Below are 18,557 nucleotides of genomic sequence, written 5' to 3' on the forward strand. Positions count from 1 at the left end.
CAATGAATGTTTCGAAGGACGCGCGGGCGACGGGCGCGCCGGGTACGGGGGTCCCGGCGGGCGCGACGACCGTGACGGGCCGGGCCCTCGCCCTGGGCCGCGCGGAGCTCACGCTCCTCGGCCGCAACAGGATGGCGCTCTACACCGTCCTGCTGATGCCCGTGCTCATGCTCTACGCGATGAGCACGGCGGCCAAGGGCCTCGACATGAGCGGCACCGGGATGTCCCTGAAGGAGGCGACGATGACGGGCGCCTTCGGGTACGTCCTGCTCTTCGTCGTCTACTACAACCTCATGAACGTCTTCACCGCCCGGCGCGAGGAACTGGTCCTCAAGCGACTGCGGACGGGCGAGGCCGGCGACGCGGAGATCCTCGCCGGCACAGCGCTGCCCTCACTGGCGATCGCCGTCGCGCAGTGCGTCCTGCTGGTGGCTGCGGGCGCGGCATGGCTCCACATGCGCCTGCCGGCCCGCCCGGAACTGCTGGTGGCGGGCGTGCTGCTGGGCCTGGCCGTGCTGACGCCGCTGGCCGCCGCGTCCACGGTCCTCGCCAAGACCCCGGAGAGCGCCCAGCTCGCGGCGATGCCGCTGACGATGGTCTCGATGCTCGGCTCGGGGATGTTCTTCCCGCTGGAGGGGCTGCCGGACGGGCTCGCCCGGTTCTGCGAGCTGCTGCCCCTGACCCCGGTCGTCCAGCTGATGCGCGACGGCTGGCTCGGCGGCGCGACCCTGGCCGGGACCCTCGGTCACCTGGGGGCCGCCCTCGTCTGGACCGCGCTCGCGGTGTTTGCTGTACGTCGGTGGTTCCGCTGGGAACCGCGGCGCTGAACTGCGAGAACGACCAGGAACTACCAGGGGGGTGGGGCGCGTGATCAGCCGTGTGCGGAGGTTCCGCGACCACAGCAAGATCCAGCAGATCGACATGTACACGCGTGGCGCGCTGTACGCGTGCCCCTGGCTGTTCGTCGTGTTCGAGGGCCTGGCGCTGCTGGGCCTGGCCGCCGGCCCGGACCGGCGGGGGCTGGGCCTGGGAGCGGCCCTGCTCGTCGTGGCGATCGTCCAGGCCGCGACCGGTGTGGGCCTGCTGCGTCGCGCCCTCGGCCGCTACCTCGGCCAGGAGACCGTCCTGCGGGCGCGGATGGCGGTCTCCTTCGTCCTGCTGGCGGTGGCGCTCTGCCTGATCGCCCTGATCTCGACGCGCGGCAGCAAGGAACTCGGGCAGGGCGTGTCCACCATGCTCATGGGGATCGCGATGGCTCCCCTCGGCGCCCTCTGCCTGATCGTGCGCAAGCGCGTCTACTGGGCGCTGTGCGCGGCGGGCTCGCTCGTCTTCCCGGTGCCGTTCGCCCTGGTGGGCCTCTCGTTCCCGGCGCTGGTGGGCCTGGTGTTCGGGGCGCTGTTCATCGTCGGGTGGGTGCAGCTGATCGCACGCGTCTCGGGGTGGATGCTCTCCATCATGTGGGAGGTCGACGGGGCCCGTGAGGTGCAGGCGCGGCTCGCGGTGGCGGAGGAACGGCTGCGCTTCTCCCGCGACATGCACGACGTTCTCGGCCGGAACCTCGCGGCGATCGCGCTCAAGAGCGAGCTCGCCGTGCAGCTGGCGCGGCGCGGCTCGGACGCGGCCGTGGACCAGATGGCCGAGGCGCAGCGCATCGCGCAGGAGTCCCAGCGCGAGCTGCGCGAGGTCGTCCGCGGCTACCGCGAGGCCGACCTCCACACCGAACTGGCCGGAGCGCGGGGGATTCTGGCCGCCGCCGGGATCGAGTGCCGCATCGACGCCAGGGCCGCCGACGATCTGTCGCCGGCGGTCCAGTCGACGCTCGCCTGGGTCGTCCGCGAGGCCACGACGAACGTACTGCGCCACTCGGACGCGGGGCGCTGCGCGCTGCGGCTGCGGTCGGCGGAGGGGCGGGCGGTCCTGACCGTGGAGAACGACGGCGTGCGGGTCGGTTCCGGCGGCGGCAGCGGTAGCGGCAACGGCAGCGGTTCGGGGCTGGCGGGGCTGCGGGAGCGTCTCGCTGCGCTGGGGGGCACGCTGGCGTACGAGCACGGGGGGAACGGGACGTTTCTGCTGACGGCGCGGGTGGGTTCGGCACCGCCGGAGGGCGACGTCGTGGCCGATCGCCATGGCGGCGGGGAGTGCCCCAGCCCCGCCCTTTCTCCGTTTCCCGGGGGCAAGCCCCCGGCCCCCCAGGGGACGCTCTCCCCCGCCGCGTCGGCCACATCCGAAGGGACGGGCGCATGACCAACCCCCACTCGGCCCCCGGGCCGATCGAACCGATCCGCATCATGCTCGCCGACGACGAGCACCTGATCCGCGGCGCGCTCGCCGCGCTCCTCGGGCTGGAGGACGATCTCCAGGTCGTGGCCGAGGCCGCGTCCGGGACCGAGGCCCTGGCGATGGCCCGGGCCCATCGGCCCGACGTCGCGGTGCTGGATCTCCAGATGCCGGGGGCGGACGGTGTGACAGTGGCCACATCCCTGCGGACCGAACTGCCCGACTGCCGCACCATGATCGTCACTGGTCACGGCCGCCCCGGGCATCTGAAGCGGGCCCTTGAGGCGGGGGTGCGCGGGTTCGTGCCGAAGACCGTCTCGGCCCAGCGGCTCGCCGAGATCATCCGGACCGTCCACGGCGGAAGCCGCTACGTGGACCCCGAGTTGGCGGCCGACGCGATCAGCGCGGGCGACTCCCCGCTCACCGCCCGCGAGGCGGAACTGCTGGAACTGGCCGAGGACGGCGCCCCCATAGCGGAGATCGCCGAGCGGGCCTCGCTGACCCAGGGAACCGTCCGGAACTACCTCTCGGCGGCCACCGCGAAGCTGGGCGCGGAGAACCGTCACGCGGCGGCGCGCATCGCACGTGCTCAAGGTTGGCTATAGTGGTGTCCGCACCGCACGAGAGCGCGGGGCGAATGCGGACGTAGCTCAGTTGGTAGAGCACCACCTTGCCAAGGTGGATGTCGCGAGTTCGAGTCTCGTCGTCCGCTCAGAGAACGAAGGCCCGGTCGATTTCGACCGGGCCTTCGTCGTTTCACCCCTCCGGGGCGGGGAAGCGCAGGCGGAAGCACGCGCCGCCCCCGCGGGCCTGTTCGGCGGAGAGCTCGGCGCCGTGGGCGCGGGCGATCTGGCGGGCCATGGCCAGGCCCAGCCCGGAGCCCGGCAGCGCGCGGGCCTGGCGGGAGCGGTAGAAGCGGTCGAAGACGTGCGGCAGGTCCTCGTCGGAGATGCCGGGCCCGTGATCGCGGACGGTGAGGTCGAGCGTTCCGCCGGCGCGGGCGAGACGGACCTCGACCACGGCACCGGGCGGGCTGAACTTGGCCGCGTTGTCGAGCAGGTTGGACAGCAGCCGGGCCAGCCGGGCCGGTACGCCCGGGACCGTCGCCTCGACGAGGTCCGTCGTGAAGACCGCGCCCGGCCAGTGGCCGCGCGCTACGGCCGCGCAGCGTTCGGCGAGGAGGTCGAGGCGGACCTGTTCGACGAGCGGGCGCGGCTCCTCGTCGCGGGCGAGCTCGATGAGGTCGTTGACCATGCCGGTCACCTCGCGCATCTGCCGGCCCAGGGCCTCGGCGGCCCGTTCCCGCTGGGCGGGCGAGAGCCGCTCGGCGCGGGCGAGGAGCTCGGCGTTGGTGCGCAGCGCGGTGAGCGGGGTGCGCAGTTCGTGGGAGGCGTCGGCCACGAGGCGGCGCTGGGAGGCGACGGCCTCCTCCAGTTCGCCGAGCATGGTGTTGAAGCTGGCCGCGAGGCGGGTGATCTCGTCCTCGCGGCCGGCCTGATGCGGGGGAAGTTCGATGCGGTGGGCCGGGTCGCGGGTGGCGGCGATGCGTTCGGCGGTGGCGGTGAGCCGGGTCACGGGCCGCAGCGAGGTCCGTGAGACCACATAGCCGAGCGCGGCGGCGAGCAGCACCCCGGCGCCGCCGACCCAGCCGAGGTACCAGCCGGCCTGGCGTACGCCCTGGTCGACGGCGTCGGAACGGGCGGCCACCTGCAGGGCCCGGCCCTCGCGGCCCGGCAGGGGCGTGGTCAGCATCCGCATGGGCCGGCCGTCGTGGGTGATGTCGCTGTAGTACGCGCCGAGCGTGCCGGCGGCGACGCGGCGGGTGGCCCCCGTGACGGGCAACACGAGGCCCCGCTGCCCGGGAGCGGCGGGGTCGCCGCGGACGATCTGGGCGCAGGCGGGGGCGGCGCGCCAGGCGCACTGGTCGTACAGGACGCCGCTGTCGGCGCCGCCGCGGCTCTGCTGGGAGATCAGGCCGGCCTGCTGCTTGAGCTGGAGGTCGAGCTGGCGGACGAGTTCGTAGCGGATGACGACGTAGGCCGCTCCCAGGACGCCGATCGCGACGAGCGCGACGGCGGCGGAGGTGACGAGGGCGAGGCGGGCGCGCAGGGGGCGGCCGCGGAGCGGGCTGATCATTCTCGGCTCATCTCTCGGCCAGCCGGTAGCCGATGCCGTGCACGGTGTGGACGAGGCGGCGGGCGCCTCCGGCCTCCAGCTTGCGGCGCAGGTAGCCGATGTAGACGGCGAGGGAGTTGGACTCCGGGCCGAAGTCGGCGCCCCACACCCGCTCCTGGATCACCTCGCGCGGCAGTACCTGCCCGGGGTGGCGCAGGAACACTTCCAGCAGCGCGAATTCGGTGCGGGTGAACTCCAGGGCGTCCCCGGCTCGTTCGCCGGTGCGGGTGAGGGGGTCGACGGTGAGGTCGGCGAAGGCCAGCTCCGGCGGGGCGTCGGCGGTGCCGGGCGCCGGGGTGGCCCTGCGCAGCAGGGCCCGGAGGCGGGCCAGGAGCTCGTCGAGGGCGAAGGGTTTGACGAGGTAGTCGTCGGCCCCGGCGTCCAGGCCGGCGACGCGGTCGGAGACGGCGTCGCGGGCGGTCAGGACGAGCACGGGGGTGCGGTCGCCGAGCTCGCGGAGGCGGCGGCAGACGGCGAGGCCGTCGAGGACGGGCATGGCGAGGTCGAGCACGATGGCCCCTGGCGGGGCGGCGGCTACGGCGGAGAGCGCGGCCAGGCCGTCGGCGGCGACGCGGACCGCGTAGCCCTCGACGGCCAGGCCGTCGGCTACGGCGGCCCGGACGTCGGGGTCGTCGTCGACGACGAGGACGGATGTCGGCTCGGGCACGGCGCGCCTCCGGCGGGGGTACGTACGGGATCTTGTGCGCGTCCCCACGATGGCATGCGCTGTCTGAGAGGGCTCTTAGGGCCGGGGGCGGTTCGGCGCCGCCGGACTCCCCGGTGTGGGTTGCTCGCCGTCGCGGCGGGGAGGAGGCCCCGGTCCCGCCCTTTCACCGTTTCCGAGCGGGGCTGCGCCCCCTCGCGCCCCCGGACGGCGCTCCGCGCGTCGTCCTCAGGCGCCGGAGGACCCGGGGCCCGGTGGGGGCGAAGCCCCCGTCAGGCCCACTTCGTGCCGGTCAGCCGCTCGTACGCCTCCATGTACTTCTCGCGCGTCCGCTCCACCACGTTCTCCGGCAGGGGGGGCGGGGGGAGTTCGCCCGTGCGGTCCCAGCCGGAGGCCGGGGAGGAGAGCCAGTCGCGGACGTACTGCTTGTCGAAGGAGGGCTGGGGGCGGCCCGGGGACCAGGTCTCGGTGGGCCAGAAGCGGGAGGAGTCCGGGGTGAGGACCTCGTCGGCGATGACGAGCGCGCCCTGGTCGTCGAAGCCGAATTCGAACTTCGTGTCGGCCAGGATGATGCCCCGGTCGCGGGCGATGTCGCGCGCGCGGCTGTAGACGGCGAGCGTCGCCTGGCGCAGGACGGCCGCGGTCTCGGCGCCGACCTGGCGGGCGACCTCCTCGTAGGAGACGTTCTCGTCGTGCTCGCCGACCGCCGCCTTCGTGGCGGGGGTGAAGATCGGGGAGGGCAGCTCGGAGCCGTCGTCCAGGCCCTCGGGGAGGGCGAGGCCGCAGACGGTGCGGCTCTCGCGGTACTCGGCGAGGCCGGAGCCGGTGAGGTAGCCGCGGGCCACGCACTCGACGGGGAGCATGTCCAGGGAGCGGCAGATCAGGGTGCGGCCGGCCCAGTCGGCGGGGGCGCCGGCCGGGAGGTCCGTGGAGAGGACGTGGTGGGGCACCAGGTCGGCCAGGCGGTCGAACCACCACAGGGAGAGCCGGGTGAGGATGCGGCCCTTGTCGGGGATCTCGGTGGGCAGCACCCAGTCGTAGGCGGACATGCGGTCGCTGGCGACCATCACCAGGCGGCCCGCCTCGTCACGGTAGAGGTCGCGGACCTTGCCCGTGTGGAGGTGCGTCAGCCCCGGCACCTCGACGGGCTTGGGCTTCTCGACGAATCCGGACACGCGGCCTCCTGTTGGTTTGTCCAAACACCTCGATTCTGCCGTACGCCACTGACGGACGGCCGGGAGGGGTCAGCCTCGTTTGCAGATGCGGTCCAGGAGATTGGCCGTGGCCCGCTGGACGCGGGTGTCCGTGTGGCCGGGACGGTCGAGGGCGGGCGACCAGGCGAAGGTGCCGGAGGCGAAGACGATGGCGCCGCTGGGGGCCCGGTAGATCGAGGTCTCCTGGTGGCGCTTGGCGCCCTCGCCGTCCAGATAGGGCGAGTGGGCGAGGAGGATGCGACGGGTGTGCTCGGGCAGGGCCGTACGGGGGAAGTAGCGGTCGGCCTCGCCGGCGACGAGGCCGGGCAGCTCGTCGCCCTCGCCGGCGCCGGTGGCCTCCCAGAGCCAGTGGCCGGCGTTGCGCACGACCATCGGGGCAGGCTCGGGGACGCGGCCCGCGTACTGGATGCCGAGCAGTTGCTGTTCGGGTGACGCCATGTCGCGCCAGAGGGCGGAGCGGCCGGGGCCGCGGCGTTTTCGGCAGGTGAGCAGCTGGTGGGGGCCGGCGGGCGAGGGGGCGAGCTCGACCTGCCAGTACATGGTGTTGGCGGAGAGGAAGACCAGGGACGTGCCGCAGTCGCGGGCGTTCTCCACGGTGCGGCGCATCTCGGCCGACCAGTACTCGTCGTGGCCGGGGAAGACGACGCCCCGGTAGCGTGCCGGATCGATTCGTCCCGCGTGGAGATCGCGGGTCTCGGCGTAGGCGAGGTCGTAGCCGTAGCGCTCGGCCCAGCGGATGAAGTCGTAGGCGTGGCCCACGTGCAGCGGCAGGCCGGCGCCCGCGAAGGGGCGGTCGAAGGAGACCGTGGTGGCGGCGGCGTCCTCGCCGAGGAGCCGGCCCTCCTCGTCCCAGGCGTGGTAGAGGCTGGCGCCGGTGCGGCCGTCCTCGGGGTAGAGGTTGTAGGCCTGCCAGGTGACGTCGGGGAGGACCAGCAGGAGATCCGAGGGGTTGCCGTCGCGAACGGTGAAGGGGATGTGGCTGCGGTAGCCGTCGGCGGTGGTGAGCACGGCGACGTAGGCGCCGGTGCTCCAGAAGGACGGGATCTGGAGCCGCCAGGAGAGCCACCAGTGGTGGCAGGAGACCGTGCGGTCGACGGTGAGCGGCGGGGGCTGGACGATGCCCGACAGCCGGGGGCTAGTGGTGATCTTGGCGGCGCCGACGCCCCCGTAGTGGCCGATGCGGTAGACGTCGACGGCGAACTGCTGCGGCGGGTCCACGGTGATCCGCAGGTCGACGGCCTCGCCGGGGGCGACGGCGCTGGCGGTGGCGAAGCCCTTGATCTGGCAGTGGACGTCGTCGGCCGCGCGGGGGCCGGGCCTGCGGGGCGGCGGCACGCGCGAGCCGGCCGGGGTGGTCACCGGGTCGACGTACCAGGGGATGATCTTCCCGGTGCCGTCGAAGTAGAACTCGCCGCCGCGCAGCCAGGGCAGCGGGCCCTGTCCGAAGGGGTCCGAGACGGCGTGCGCGAGTGCCCCGGACTCCCAGCGGCGGATCTGATCCATCCCCATGTGCGCTCCCTCCCCTGGGCCTCCGGATACCTTTTCGGATTCCCGGCGGACTCCCAGCAGATCACATGACGCATCCGGACCGTCACCGTTCGTCGGGAAATTCCCCGGAAGTGATGGCTCGGCCTCTACGCAGCGTTACGTCCTCACGGAGGGTCACCCACCCGCTGGGCGCCCCTCACATCAGTCTGACGGGCTTCTCCATCCGGACCCCGACCTCGCCGAGCCAGGCCCGCAGCGGCTCGGCGTCACCGTCCTCCAGCAGGGTCAGGACCGTACGGGACAGACCGGCGCGGCGGGTGCCGCCGACGAGCAGGGCGGGGCCGTCCAGCCAGTCCAGGCCGGGGGCGGCCCCGGCGGTGTCCACGGCGGCGCAGCACACCATGGCGGTCACGTGGTCGGCGAGCAGCTCGCGGCCGCTGCGCGGCGGCTGGAGGGGGAACAGCGGGGCGAGGCCGCCGGCCCAGGAGCCGGCCACCGTGCCGAAGGCGCCGCGCCGGGCGGCGGCCTCCTCGCGGGCGGCGTCCCGCTCCACCTCGGCGCTCAGCCGCAGCTCCAGTTCCTCGCCGATCCCGCTGCCGCCCGGGCCGCCGAGCCGGTCCAGGACGCGGGCGACCGTGGGCGCGCCGGGCGGCACGTCCGGCCGGGGCCGGACGACCGGCTCCGGGGCGCCCCTGCCGCCGCAGGCGGCGATGTCGTCGAGGACGCGGTGCAGCCGGGCGGCCTCCAGGCGCCAGGTGCGGTCGACGACCTCCTCCGGGTACTGGCTCCAGGCGACGGGCCGCCAGGTGGGGCCGGGCTCGGCCGGGCCGCCGTGGAAGAGCCGGGCGGCCAGCAGGGAGGCGGCCTCGTCGATCAGGCCGGGCTCCTCCAGGAGGTCGCAGGCGGGCCGCTCGCCCAGCCGGGAGGCGAAGCCCTCGGCCAGCCGGTCGCGGCGGGAGAGCTCGGTGAGCGCGGAGACCACGCCCGCGTCCAGCCGGGAGGGCCAGCGGCCCATCCGCCAGGCGGGCAGGGCCACGCGGTTGAGCAGCCGGTCCCAGCCGGCGTAGGCGAGGCCGACCTGCTCCTGGGCGACGATGCGCAGGCCGTAGTCGACCGCCTGGGCGCGCTCGGAGGCGGCGGCGGCCACCCCGCGCTCCATCTCGGCCGCGTGCTCGCGGCAGGACCGCAGCAGCAGCCGGGCCACCCAGCCGACGAACGCGAGGTGCGGCCGACCCGCCGACACGGCGACGGCGGCGTCCAGCCCCCGGACGAAGCGGCGGGCGGCGGCTATGTCGGGGTGGGCGGCGGGGCCCGTGCCCGCGACGACCGGCGCCAGCAGGGCGCGCAGCTCGGCGACCCTCATCCACCACAGGAAGGGCGAGCCGATGACCAGGACCGGCGCGGCCACCGCCCGCGCCCGGACGAGGGCGAACCCGCGTGGAGGGCCGTGCGCCGGGTGCGTACGGTCCTCCAGCCAGCTGTCGCAGTCGGGCGTGAGGGCTATCGCGGAGGGCACCGGGACGCCCAGCCGGTCGGCGAGGTCGCGCACCAGGCGGTAGAGGTCCGGGGCCGTCTCCTCGGGGATCGGGACCGTGGGGCTCAGGGCCGGACGGGCCCGGGCCACCACGCCGGCCACCAGGGCGGCCAGCGCCAGCGCCAGCACGGCGGCGGCGGTGACGGCCGGACGGGCGGCCGCCGGCGCGGAGCCGTCGGCGATGTGCCCCGTCGCGGAGCCGACCGCCAGCACCACGGCGGCCGCCGCCGGCAACAGGGCCACGGCCAGCGCCGCGCCGCGTACCCGCAGCACGGCGAGGGCTCTGGCGCGCGCGGTCGACGCGCCTGCTTCGGGACCTGCCACGGGACCGATCACCCCCAGTTGCCGGTAGTGCTCTGCCGAGGTGCGTTGCTTACCTCCCCCACTGTGGCACCGGCCTCTGACATCGCAATGCCGGTGGGCCGGTCGGGCCGCCGAGTCAGCCACCCGGCAGCCGGCCTGCGCCGCACCCTAGTTGGGGGTGGGGCGTGCGTCAGCCGCTTGGGCAAGCGCTCACCCGATGGAATGGCGTCGCGCGGCGGCGGCACGGGCGGACGCGTCGCTTCCGCCCGTTTTCTCCGCCCGTCCTCGCCGCCGGTCCGTCGCCGTTCCCCGCCGGTCGTCGGGCCGTCGTCAGGCCGACGCGGCCTTCTCCGCGATGTCCGTGCGGTGATGGGAGCCGTCCAGCCGGATCCGGGAGACGGCCTCGTAGGCGCGGGTCCGCGCGGTGGCCAGGTCCTCGCCCGTGGCCGTGACCGACAGCACCCGGCCGCCCGCGCTCACCACGCGGCCGGCCTCGTCCCGCCGGCTGCCCGCGTGGAGGACGTACGCCTTGTCGACCTCGGCGGCCTCCGCCAGTCCCTCGATCGGGTCACCCGTGCGCGGAGTGCCGGGGTAGTTGTGCGAGGCGATGACGACGGTCACGGCCGCGTCGTCGCTCCAGTTCAGCGGCGGCTGGGCGGCCAGGTCGCCGGTGGCCGCGTTCAGCAGGACGCCACCCAGCGGGGTCTTCAGCCGGGCCAGGACGACCTGGGTCTCCGGGTCGCCGAAGCGCGCGTTGAACTCGATGACCCGCACCCCGCGCGAGGTGATCGCCAGCCCCGCGTAGAGCAGCCCGGAGAACGGCGTGCCCCGGCGGCGCAGCTCGTCCACGGTGGGCTGGAGCACGCTCTCCATGACCTCGTCGACCAGCTCGGGGCCGGCCCACGGCAGCGGGGAGTAGGCGCCCATGCCGCCGGTGTTCGGGCCCTCGTCGCCGTCCAGGGCCCGCTTGAAGTCCTGGGCGGGCGTCAGCGGCAGCACCGTCTCGCCGTCGGTGATCGCGAAGAGGGAGACCTCGGGGCCGTCCAGGTACTCCTCGATCACCACGCGGTCGCAGGCCAGCGCGTGCTCACGGGCGGCGGTCAGATCCGAGGTGACGACGACGCCCTTGCCGGCGGCCAGGCCGTCGTCCTTGACCACGTACGGGGGGCCGAAGGCGTCCAGCGCCTCGTCGATCTCCTCCGGGGTGGTGCAGACGTAGGCGCGGGCGGTGGGCACGTTCGCCGCGGCCATGACGTCCTTGGCGAAGGCCTTGGAGCCCTCCAGCCGCGCGGCGTCGGCCGAGGGGCCGAAGACCGGGAAGCCGCGCTCGCGCAGGACGTCCGCGACGCCCGCGACCAGCGGCGCCTCCGGGCCGACGACCACGAGGTCGGCGTGCAGCGACGCGGCGAGCTCCGCGACGGCCGCGCCGTCCAGCGCGTCCACCGGGTGCGTCTCGGCGACGTCGGCGATCCCGGCGTTGCCGGGGGCGCAGTGCAGCGCGGTGACGTCGGGATCGAGGGACAGGGAGCGGCACAGGGCGTGTTCGCGGGCGCCGCCGCCGATGACGAGGACCTTCACCCCCTCACCCTATTGCCTCGATTGTGGATCACTACGACTCGGGGTGGGCACGGCACTCGTAGGAACCTCTTGGAGGAACCTGCCGTCAGAACGTTTCGCCGCCCGTTCGGCGTCCACGCCTCGACCGGCGTGCACTCTTTCGGGTGAGTACCCCCGGCCTCCTATACCTGATACCGGCCCACTTACGGACGGAAAAGGCCTGATCTTGCGCCCAACGCCAACCGTTCGGCGGTAGGAAGGAGGCTGCACATCACTGTGATCACGGCACACGGCGGAGAGGGAGTGCAGGGTGAGCCAGCCTGAGATGCAGCCCGAGGGGCTCCCGAGGGAGCAGGGGAACCCCCCAGCAGGGCAGCACCGGGGCGACCTGCGCGGCCGGACGTTCCCGCTCGGGGACTGGGGGGAACCCGCCGAGCGACTGGACGAGCTCTACAGATGGGTCGAGGGCGGCGCGCTGAACCTCGCCGACTGGTACCTCACCGACCGGGCGTGGAAACGCCGCTGGGCGCGCGGGCTGCGTCTGGCGGCGGCCTGCTGCGCGGTGGTGGGCGCGGCCCTGCCGCTGCTGGAGCTCACCAAGGTGCTGCGCACCGGCTCCGCGTGGGCGTTCCTGGCGCTGCTGGGCGCGGTGGCGTGTGTCGCCTGCGACCGGTACTTCGGGTTGACGTCCGGGTGGATGCGGGGCGTGGCCACGGCCCAGGCGGTGCAGCGGCGGCTGGAGGTGCTCCAGTTCGACTGGGCGTCGGAGTGCGTGCGGGAGGTGCTCGGGCCCACGGAGGGCACGGCGAGTGAGGCGGCCGAGCGCTGTCTGACCGTGCTGCGACGGTTTTCGGAGGACGTCTCGGAGCTTGTCCGGGCGGAGACGGCGGACTGGATGGTGGAGTTCCGGGCCGGGCCCGCGCCGTTGCTGACGCAGTCGTTGGTGGCGTGGGGTCCTCGGACGGATTCCGGGCCTGTGGGGCGTTTCCCTATGCCACCGCATACGCGGCCCAATATGCCTCGGCAGCGGCCGCCCGAGTCGCCTCGGTAGCGGGTGCCGGCCCGGTGGGGGCGGGGTGGGGGTGATGCCCCGGTCCCGCCCTTTCACCGTTTCCCGGGGCTTCGCCCCGGACCCCGCTCCTCAAACGCCGGAGGGGCTGGAATTAGCTGAAGACGATCATCGAGCCCTGCCCCAGGCTTCGCGTCGCCGCCGCGTGGAGCCCCAGCCATACGTGGCGTTCCCGGGCGAACGGGCTGTCGTCGTGGGGGCCCGGGGCCGCGCGTTCCTCGAGGGTCGTGGGATGGTCGGGCGCCGCCGGTGGGGCCGGTGGGTTGTCCGGGTCGATGCCCAGGGCCGGTGCCACGGAGTGGAGTTCGCGCAGCAGGCCGTGGCTGGATCCCAGCGGTCCGCCGCCTTCGAGGAGTTCGTCGTTGGACAGCGGATGCGGGAAGTCCACCGGCACGTACGCACCCGCGTGGTCGTAGTGCCAGACCAGGTGCGACTGCTGCGCCGTGGCCTCGAACATCTCCAGCAACTGCTCGTAGTCGCCGCCGAGTTCATCCACCGGAGTGACGGCGAGGCCACAGAGGTTCAGCAGATGGGCGCGGCGCAGGAAGTGCAGGGCGTCGTAGTCGAAGCCCGCGACGGGTGCCACGTCCCCGGAGAGACCCGGCATGTAGCCGAAGACGGGCACCGGGGGCAGCCCCGCCTCGCCGAGTGCCTTGTCGTAGGCGGCGATCTCGTCGGCGAAGGGGTTGTCGGGGCTGTGGCAGAGCACGTCGACTAGGGGCACCAGCCACAGGTCACAGGCCACGTGAGCTCACTCTCGTCATCGCCTTCCCGTCCGATGGTCGGGTGGTCGGGCCAGAGTAGTGCCGCTCAGCCGGTTGTCATACCGGGCGGACAGATGGAGACGCGCCGAATCCGCCCGGCTTCCGGCCGACTTCCGCCCGGCTGCCGGTCGGCTCCGGTCCCGGGTCAACGGTCGGCGCGCACGTCCCACACCCACGTGCCGCCGGTCCGCCGGGGCTCGTCGCCCGTCAGCCGGATGACGGCCGTCCGCAGCGCGGCGGTGAACCGCTGGTCGGTGAGGACGAGCGCGTCGGCGTGCCAGAAGTCGAGGTCCTGGCGGAACGCCCGGCGCTGCGGCTCCCCGATGTCGGGCACCTCGCCGGTCTCGTGGACCTTCCGCAGGAGTTCGGAGGTCGGGCGCGGCGGGGAGCCGGCGAAGCCGTCCCGCTCGGGTCCCCAGGGGCCGTTGAAGTAGCCGCCGGGGAAGGGGAAGCCGAGGCCGGTGTCGATCTGCCAGCCGAGGGCCGCGGTCTCCGTGGGGCTGGGTACGGGAACGGGCACCAGGGCGTGCCCGGGGCGGACGTACTCCCGCCAGGTGCCGTCCGCGAAGAACGCGGGCGTCGGGGCGCGTTCGACGGTGCGGAAGGGGGTGGGCAGCAGCGGGAGGAGGGCGGCGGCGAGGGCGGCGACGCCGATGACGCGGCGGGAGCTCTCGCGCTCGCTGCGCGCGCGCCGGACGGCGAGCCGGTCGCAGGCGAGGGCGAGGAGGATGCCGACGGCGGGCACGCAGACCATCGCCATCCGCGACTCGATGACGGACTCGTAGAGGGGTGCCTCCGCCAGGAGCCGCCACGGGCCGGGCAGCGTCTTGTCCGTGCCCGGCAGCGGGATGTTCTGGCCGAGGGAGAGGACGGCGGCGGCCAGCGCGGTGAAGCCGAGGGCGCGGACGGCCGGCCGGTTCCACATGTGGACGACGAGGGCGACGGTGAAGGCGACGAGCGGCCAGCCGAAGAAGGCGTTCTCCTCGGTCGGGTTGAGGGAGAGCGAGGCGGCGATCGGCCCGTCCCCGGCCAGGGAGCGGGTGGCGAACTCCAGGAACGCCATGGGGTGGTTGCCGGTCTGGCCGTGCAGCACGCTGCGGTAGCTCTGCGGGCCGTAGAACTGCCAGGCCACGGGGCCGAGCACCAGCGGCACGGAGACGAGGGCGGCGATGGCGAGGCCGGTCAGCAGGGGCCGGGCGACGGCCGCGGCCACGTGCGGGGAGGCGGCCGCGTAGCCGAGGGTGAAGAGGAGGAGGCCGGTGGCGGCCAGCAGCAGGGCCTCCTCGCCGAGGAAGACCTGGTAGGCGAGGAAGAGGCCGAGGACGACGCCGTCGCGCGTGGTCCGCCTGCCCTCGCGGAGCCGCAGCAGCCGGTCGATGATCAGCGGGAACATGAACAGCACCGCGAAGTTGGGGTGGGCGTTGCCGTGCGAGATCATCGGCGGTGCGAAGGCGCAGAAGCCGCCGCCCAGCGCGGCCGCCCAGCGGGAGCGGGTGAAGCGTCTCGCCAGCAGCCAGTACCAGGCCCAGGCCGTCGCCGCGAGCCCGCCGGTGAGGACGACGGCCCAGGTGAACTGGGGGCCGAGGGCCAGGGTGAGCGGCGTGAGGGGGATGGACAGGCCCAGCATGGCGGTGTTCGCCATGAGGTTGACGCCGAGCGGGAAGTTCTGGAAGTCGCTGGAGAGCGGATTGCGCAGGTGTACGACGTTGTCGGCGGTGGCGGCGAAGAACCATTCCCACTGCTGCTGGTCGTGATTCGAGTCGATCAGATAGCGGCCGGCCGGGTCGCTCCACAGCCCGTCGTAGAGGAAGACGCTGAAGATGAGGAAGAGCGCGGGTATCGCGAACCGTGCCGGGCTCGCCGTCCGGCGGTAGGTGTGCCAGCGGACGCGCACGAGGTCGGCCAGGACGCGGGGGTAGGCGTTGGGGCGGATCTTGGAGCCGGGCTGGTGGGCCCAGCGCACGGGCACCTCGGCGACCTCCCACCCCTGCTGCTGGAAGAACCGCAGTATCTCGACGTCGAAGGCCCAGCCGTCCAGCCGGGAGCCGGCGAAGGCGGTGCGGGCCTTGTCGCCGTCGAAGAGCTTGAAGCCGCACTGGGTGTCTCGGATGCCGGGGACGGCGGCGGCGCGGATCAGCCCGCCGCCTATCCGGCCCATGACCTCGCGCAGCGCGTGCTGCCGGACGGCTATCCGGGAGCCGGGCAGGGCGCGGGAGCCGACGGCGGCGGGGGCGCCCTCGTCCATCCGGCGCTCCAGGAGCGCCAGTTCCTCGATGGGCGTGGCCAGGTCGGCGTCGGTGACCAGGACGCGGCGGCCGCGCGAGGCGAGGACGCCGGTGCGTACGGCGTGGCCCTTGCCCCGGTTGGCGGGGGTGCGCAGCAGACGGACGCGGGGTTCCTCGTCGGCGGCGGCCTCGACGACGGCCGCCGTGCCGTCGGTCGATCCGTCGTCGACGACGATCAACTCCCACGCGGCCGGGCCGTCCTGGAGGTGGGCGCGGATCGCCTTGAGCGTGGGCGCGAGCCGGTCCTCCTCGTTGTACGCCGGAACGATCACCGACAGCCCGATGGCACCGCGGTCCTCCTCGTCGGCCGTGGTGGACGCGACCGGCGTCATCTTCATTTCGAATCACATTCCGTTTGTCGACGACCGTTAACAGATCTTGACTCTATGCGTACTGCATCGATCAGTCATCGAACGGAATTACCGGATTCAAGGGATTCAATGGACCCATCGGACATACCAGTCTTATGCCGGTTACGTCAGGGCGTCGATCAGTTCCAGCGTGTGCCGGTTGTACGCGACGACGATCCGCTGGGCGCGCTCGACGTCGCGGCAGGCTATTGCCTCCGCGAGCTCGGAGTGGCGGTGCCACAGCCGGCCCCGGAGGTCGCCGAGGCGGCGCAGCAGGGGGACGGTGAAGATCCAGCTCTGCACCCGGAGCCGGTCCAGGAAGTCGGATATGTAGGGGTTCGCCACGAGCCCGGCCATCTCCCGCCAGAAGCGGAGGTCGTAGCCGATGAGGATGTCGAGGTCGCCCGCGAGGGCCGCCCGCGCGGCCTCGTCGGCCCGCCGGCGCACGGAGGCCAGCGCCTCCGGGGTGGCCGCGGCCAGCGCCTGCTCGGCGGAGCGCCGGAACATGCCCTCGACGACGAGCGTGCGGGCCTCGATCATGTCGCGGAAGTCGGCGTGCGAGAACTCGCGCACCCGGTAGCCCTTGTGGAGCTCGACGTCGAGCAGCCCCTGCGAGCAGAGGTCGAGCAGCGCCTCGCGCACGGGCGTGGCCGAGACCCCGTACTGCTCGGCGATCTCCTTGACGGTGAACTGCCGGCCCGACGGGAGCCGCCCCGCGATGACCTCGTCGCGCAGGGCTTCGGCGATCTGTGAGCGCAGCGTCGTGCGCTTGACAGCCTCGCTGCCTGGCATTGGTCCTTCGTCTCCCTTTCCGTGGCCGCACGCCTGGCATGCGAACGGCCCTCGCAACCATAGGCGAGGGCCGACGTCGGGCGATATGACCGGGCGCACGGGACGGTGAACGGTACCTGATGCTGTGCGCGCGCTGTGGGAGTGGGTACCGGCGGTACGGGCCCGCCGGGGGCGGCCGGGGCTCAGGCCGCGTAGCGGACGCTCAGGCCGCGTAGCGGTCCGCGACCGTGAGGGCCTCGTCCAGGGCGGCCAGGCCCGCCTTGGCCTCCGCCTCCGTGATCGTGCACGGCGGCACCACGTGCACCCGGTTCATGTTCACGAACGGCCAGACGCCCGCCGCCTTGATCGTCGCGGTGACGGCCGCCATCGGCGCGTTCGCCTCGCCCGTCGCCGCGTACGGCACCAGCGGCTCGCGGGTGCGGCGGTCGCGGACGAGTTCGACGGCCCAGAAGACGCCGAGGCCACGGACGTCGCCGACGGACGGGTGACGCTCGGCGAGCTCGCGCAGGCCGGGGCCGAGGACGTCCTCGCCGACGCGCGCCGCGTTCTCGACGATCCCCTCCTCGGCCATCGCATTGATCGTCGCCACGGCGGAGGCGCAGGCCAGCGGGTGGCCGGAGTAGGTGAGCCCGCCCGGGTAGGGCCGCTCCTCGAACGTGGCGGCGATCTCCGCCGAGATGGCGACGCCGCCGAGCGGGACGTAGCCGGAGTTGACGCCCTTGGCGAAGGTCAGCAGATCGGGGACGACCCCGAAGTGGTCGGCGGCGAACCAGCGGCCCGTCCGCCCGAAGCCGGCCATGACCTCGTCCAGGATCAGGACGATGCCGTACCGGTCGCACAGCGCCCGGACGCCCGGGAGGTAGCCGGGCGGCGGGACCATGATCCCGGCGGTGCCGGGCACGGTCTCCAGGATGACCGCGGCGATCGTGCCCGGGCCCTCGAAGACGATGGTGTCCTCCAGGTGCCGCAGCGCGCGCTCGCACTCCTGCTCCTCGGTCTCCGCGTGGAACGGCGAGCGGTAGCGGAACGGACCCCAGAAGCGCACGACTCCGGCCGAGGCCGTGTCGGAGGGCCAACGGCGCGGATCGCCCGTCAGGTTGATCGCGGCGGCCGTGGCGCCGTGGTACGAGCGGTAGGCGCTGAGCACCTTGGGGCGGCCGGTGTGCAGCCGGGCCATCCGGACGGCGTTCTCGACCGCCTCCGCGCCGCCGTTGGTGAAGAAGATCCTGTCGAGGTCGCCGGGGGTCCGCCCGGCGATCAGCCGCGCGGCCTCGGAGCGCACGTCCACGGCGAAGCCCGGCGCGATCGTGCACAACCGGGCCGCCTGCTCCTGGATCGCGGCGACGACCTTGGGGTGCTGATGACCGATGTTGGTGTTGACGAGCTGGGAGGAGAAGTCGAGGTGGCGGTTGCCGTCGTGATCCCAGAAGTACGAGCCCTCGGCGCCCGCGACGACGAACGGGTCGATGAGGCCCTGCGCGGACCAGGAGTGGAAGACATGGGCGCGGTCGGCGGCCTTGACCGCCGCTGCGTCGGTGGAAACAGGCTGCGTACTCACGGGCGTGACCTCTGATCGGTTGCTAGGCCGGCGCTGTCGGGCCGAGCCTAGGGAGCCGGGCCGGGCCCCGGTACCGGCACTGTGTCGGCCGCCGGGCGCCCCCGTGGACACAGTGCCGAGTGACGCTCCGGGCCGCCGGCGGCCGTGCGAATCGCCGTGCGGGAAATCCCCGTTCGGTGCTTTTCTCCTGCTACGGTCTTTCGCGGTCGCTGTATTGACCCCATTTGTCATGTGCGCCTGAAGGTCCGTGACCTCGGGCGCTCTTGCGTTTTCCTGGAGTACGGAATTCCGCCGTGCGCCCCCATTAAGGAGATCGATCAGCTTGGCTACCGGCACCGTGAAGTGGTTCAACTCGGAAAAGGGGTTCGGTTTCATCCAGCAGGACGGCGGCGGCGCCGACGTCTTCGCCCACTACTCCAACATCTCGACCCAGGGCTATCGGGAGCTCCAGCAGGGGCAGAAGGTCACCTTCGAGATCAGCCAGGGTCAGAAGGGCCCGCAGGCGGAGAACATCCTCCCCGCCTGAC

15 protein-coding genes and 1 tRNA gene are annotated in these 18,557 nt (G+C 73.4%); 6 read left to right on the top strand and 10 right to left on the bottom strand.

Annotation, left to right across the window (positions count from 1 at the left end; all coding sequences use genetic code 11):
- Positions 1-2 precede the first annotated feature (2 nt).
- The 4 genes from EKH77_RS15105 (at position 3) to EKH77_RS15120 (ending at position 2,989) form a co-directional block, all read left to right on the top strand.
- The gene (locus EKH77_RS15105) at positions 3-827 is read left to right on the top strand and encodes an ABC transporter permease (protein ID WP_126918077.1); all 825 of its coding nucleotides are present in this window, start codon (positions 3-5) and stop codon (positions 825-827) included.
- A gap of 40 nt (positions 828-867) precedes the next feature.
- Positions 868-2,244 carry a sensor histidine kinase gene (locus EKH77_RS15110; RefSeq protein WP_126914888.1) on the top strand — a complete coding sequence of 459 codons (1,377 nt, stop codon included), beginning with the start codon at positions 868-870 and terminating at the stop codon, positions 2,242-2,244.
- The gene (locus EKH77_RS15115) at positions 2,241-2,882 is read left to right on the top strand and encodes a response regulator transcription factor (protein ID WP_126914889.1); all 642 of its coding nucleotides are present in this window, start codon (positions 2,241-2,243) and stop codon (positions 2,880-2,882) included. Before EKH77_RS15110 ends, EKH77_RS15115 begins: the two co-directional genes overlap by 4 nt.
- A 34-nt stretch (positions 2,883-2,916) precedes the next feature.
- Positions 2,917-2,989 (top strand) — tRNA-Gly (locus EKH77_RS15120).
- A gap of 44 nt (positions 2,990-3,033) precedes the next feature.
- On the opposite strand, the gene EKH77_RS15125 is transcribed toward EKH77_RS15120, so the two are convergent.
- From EKH77_RS15125 to purD, 6 genes are all read right to left on the bottom strand, one after another.
- Complete coding sequence (locus tag EKH77_RS15125) at positions 3,034-4,413, bottom strand: sensor histidine kinase (RefSeq protein ID WP_126914890.1); 1,380 nt, start codon at positions 4,411-4,413, stop codon at positions 3,034-3,036.
- Between the two features lie 7 nt (positions 4,414-4,420).
- On the bottom strand, positions 4,421-5,119 hold the full coding sequence (locus EKH77_RS15130) for a response regulator transcription factor (protein ID WP_126914891.1): 699 nt from the start codon (positions 5,117-5,119) through the stop codon (positions 4,421-4,423).
- A gap of 269 nt (positions 5,120-5,388) precedes the next feature.
- Complete coding sequence (locus EKH77_RS15135; RefSeq protein WP_126914892.1) at positions 5,389-6,291, bottom strand: phosphoribosylaminoimidazolesuccinocarboxamide synthase; 903 nt, start codon at positions 6,289-6,291, stop codon at positions 5,389-5,391.
- 69 nt (positions 6,292-6,360) lie between these two features.
- Complete coding sequence (locus EKH77_RS15140) at positions 6,361-7,839, bottom strand: N,N-dimethylformamidase beta subunit family domain-containing protein (RefSeq protein ID WP_126914893.1); 1,479 nt, start codon at positions 7,837-7,839, stop codon at positions 6,361-6,363.
- Positions 7,840-8,014: 175 nt separating this feature from the next.
- Positions 8,015-9,685 (bottom strand): hypothetical protein, encoded by a 1,671-nt coding sequence (locus tag EKH77_RS15145; RefSeq protein WP_126918078.1) that lies wholly within the window; start codon positions 9,683-9,685, stop codon positions 8,015-8,017.
- Between the two features lie 300 nt (positions 9,686-9,985).
- Positions 9,986-11,233: a phosphoribosylamine--glycine ligase gene (gene purD / locus EKH77_RS15150; protein ID WP_126914894.1), complete on the bottom strand. Its 1,248-nt coding sequence runs from the start codon at positions 11,231-11,233 to the stop codon at positions 9,986-9,988.
- 304 nt (positions 11,234-11,537) lie between these two features.
- Here purD and EKH77_RS15155 point away from each other — a divergent pair, with 304 nt between their 5' ends.
- Positions 11,538-12,263: an SLATT domain-containing protein gene (locus EKH77_RS15155; RefSeq protein WP_189455853.1), complete on the top strand. Its 726-nt coding sequence runs from the start codon at positions 11,538-11,540 to the stop codon at positions 12,261-12,263.
- 112 nt (positions 12,264-12,375) lie between these two features.
- On the opposite strand, the gene EKH77_RS15160 is transcribed toward EKH77_RS15155, so the two are convergent.
- The 4 genes from EKH77_RS15160 to EKH77_RS15175 all read right to left on the bottom strand — a co-directional run bounded on the left by EKH77_RS15160 (position 12,376) and on the right by EKH77_RS15175 (position 18,030).
- Positions 12,376-13,026, bottom strand: a complete 651-nt coding sequence (locus EKH77_RS15160; protein ID WP_126914896.1) for a hypothetical protein — start codon at positions 13,024-13,026, stop codon at positions 12,376-12,378.
- A 164-nt stretch (positions 13,027-13,190) separates the two neighbouring features.
- Positions 13,191-15,668: a dolichyl-phosphate beta-glucosyltransferase gene (locus EKH77_RS15165; RefSeq protein ID WP_430980992.1), complete on the bottom strand. Its 2,478-nt coding sequence runs from the start codon at positions 15,666-15,668 to the stop codon at positions 13,191-13,193.
- Positions 15,669-15,803: 135 nt separating this feature from the next.
- Positions 15,804-16,472 carry a GntR family transcriptional regulator gene (locus tag EKH77_RS15170; protein WP_126914897.1) on the bottom strand — a complete coding sequence of 223 codons (669 nt, stop codon included), beginning with the start codon at positions 16,470-16,472 and terminating at the stop codon, positions 15,804-15,806.
- A gap of 202 nt (positions 16,473-16,674) precedes the next feature.
- Positions 16,675-18,030, bottom strand: a complete 1,356-nt coding sequence (locus tag EKH77_RS15175) for an aspartate aminotransferase family protein (RefSeq protein WP_126914898.1) — start codon at positions 18,028-18,030, stop codon at positions 16,675-16,677.
- A 322-nt stretch (positions 18,031-18,352) separates the two neighbouring features.
- Here EKH77_RS15175 and EKH77_RS15180 point away from each other — a divergent pair, with 322 nt between their 5' ends.
- Positions 18,353-18,556: a cold-shock protein gene (locus EKH77_RS15180; protein ID WP_126914899.1), complete on the top strand. Its 204-nt coding sequence runs from the start codon at positions 18,353-18,355 to the stop codon at positions 18,554-18,556.
- Position 18,557: the final 1 nt, after the last annotated feature.

It is taken from the genome of Streptomyces luteoverticillatus, assembly GCF_003970715.1.
Lineage (GTDB): Bacteria > Actinomycetota > Actinomycetes > Streptomycetales > Streptomycetaceae > Streptomyces > Streptomyces abikoensis.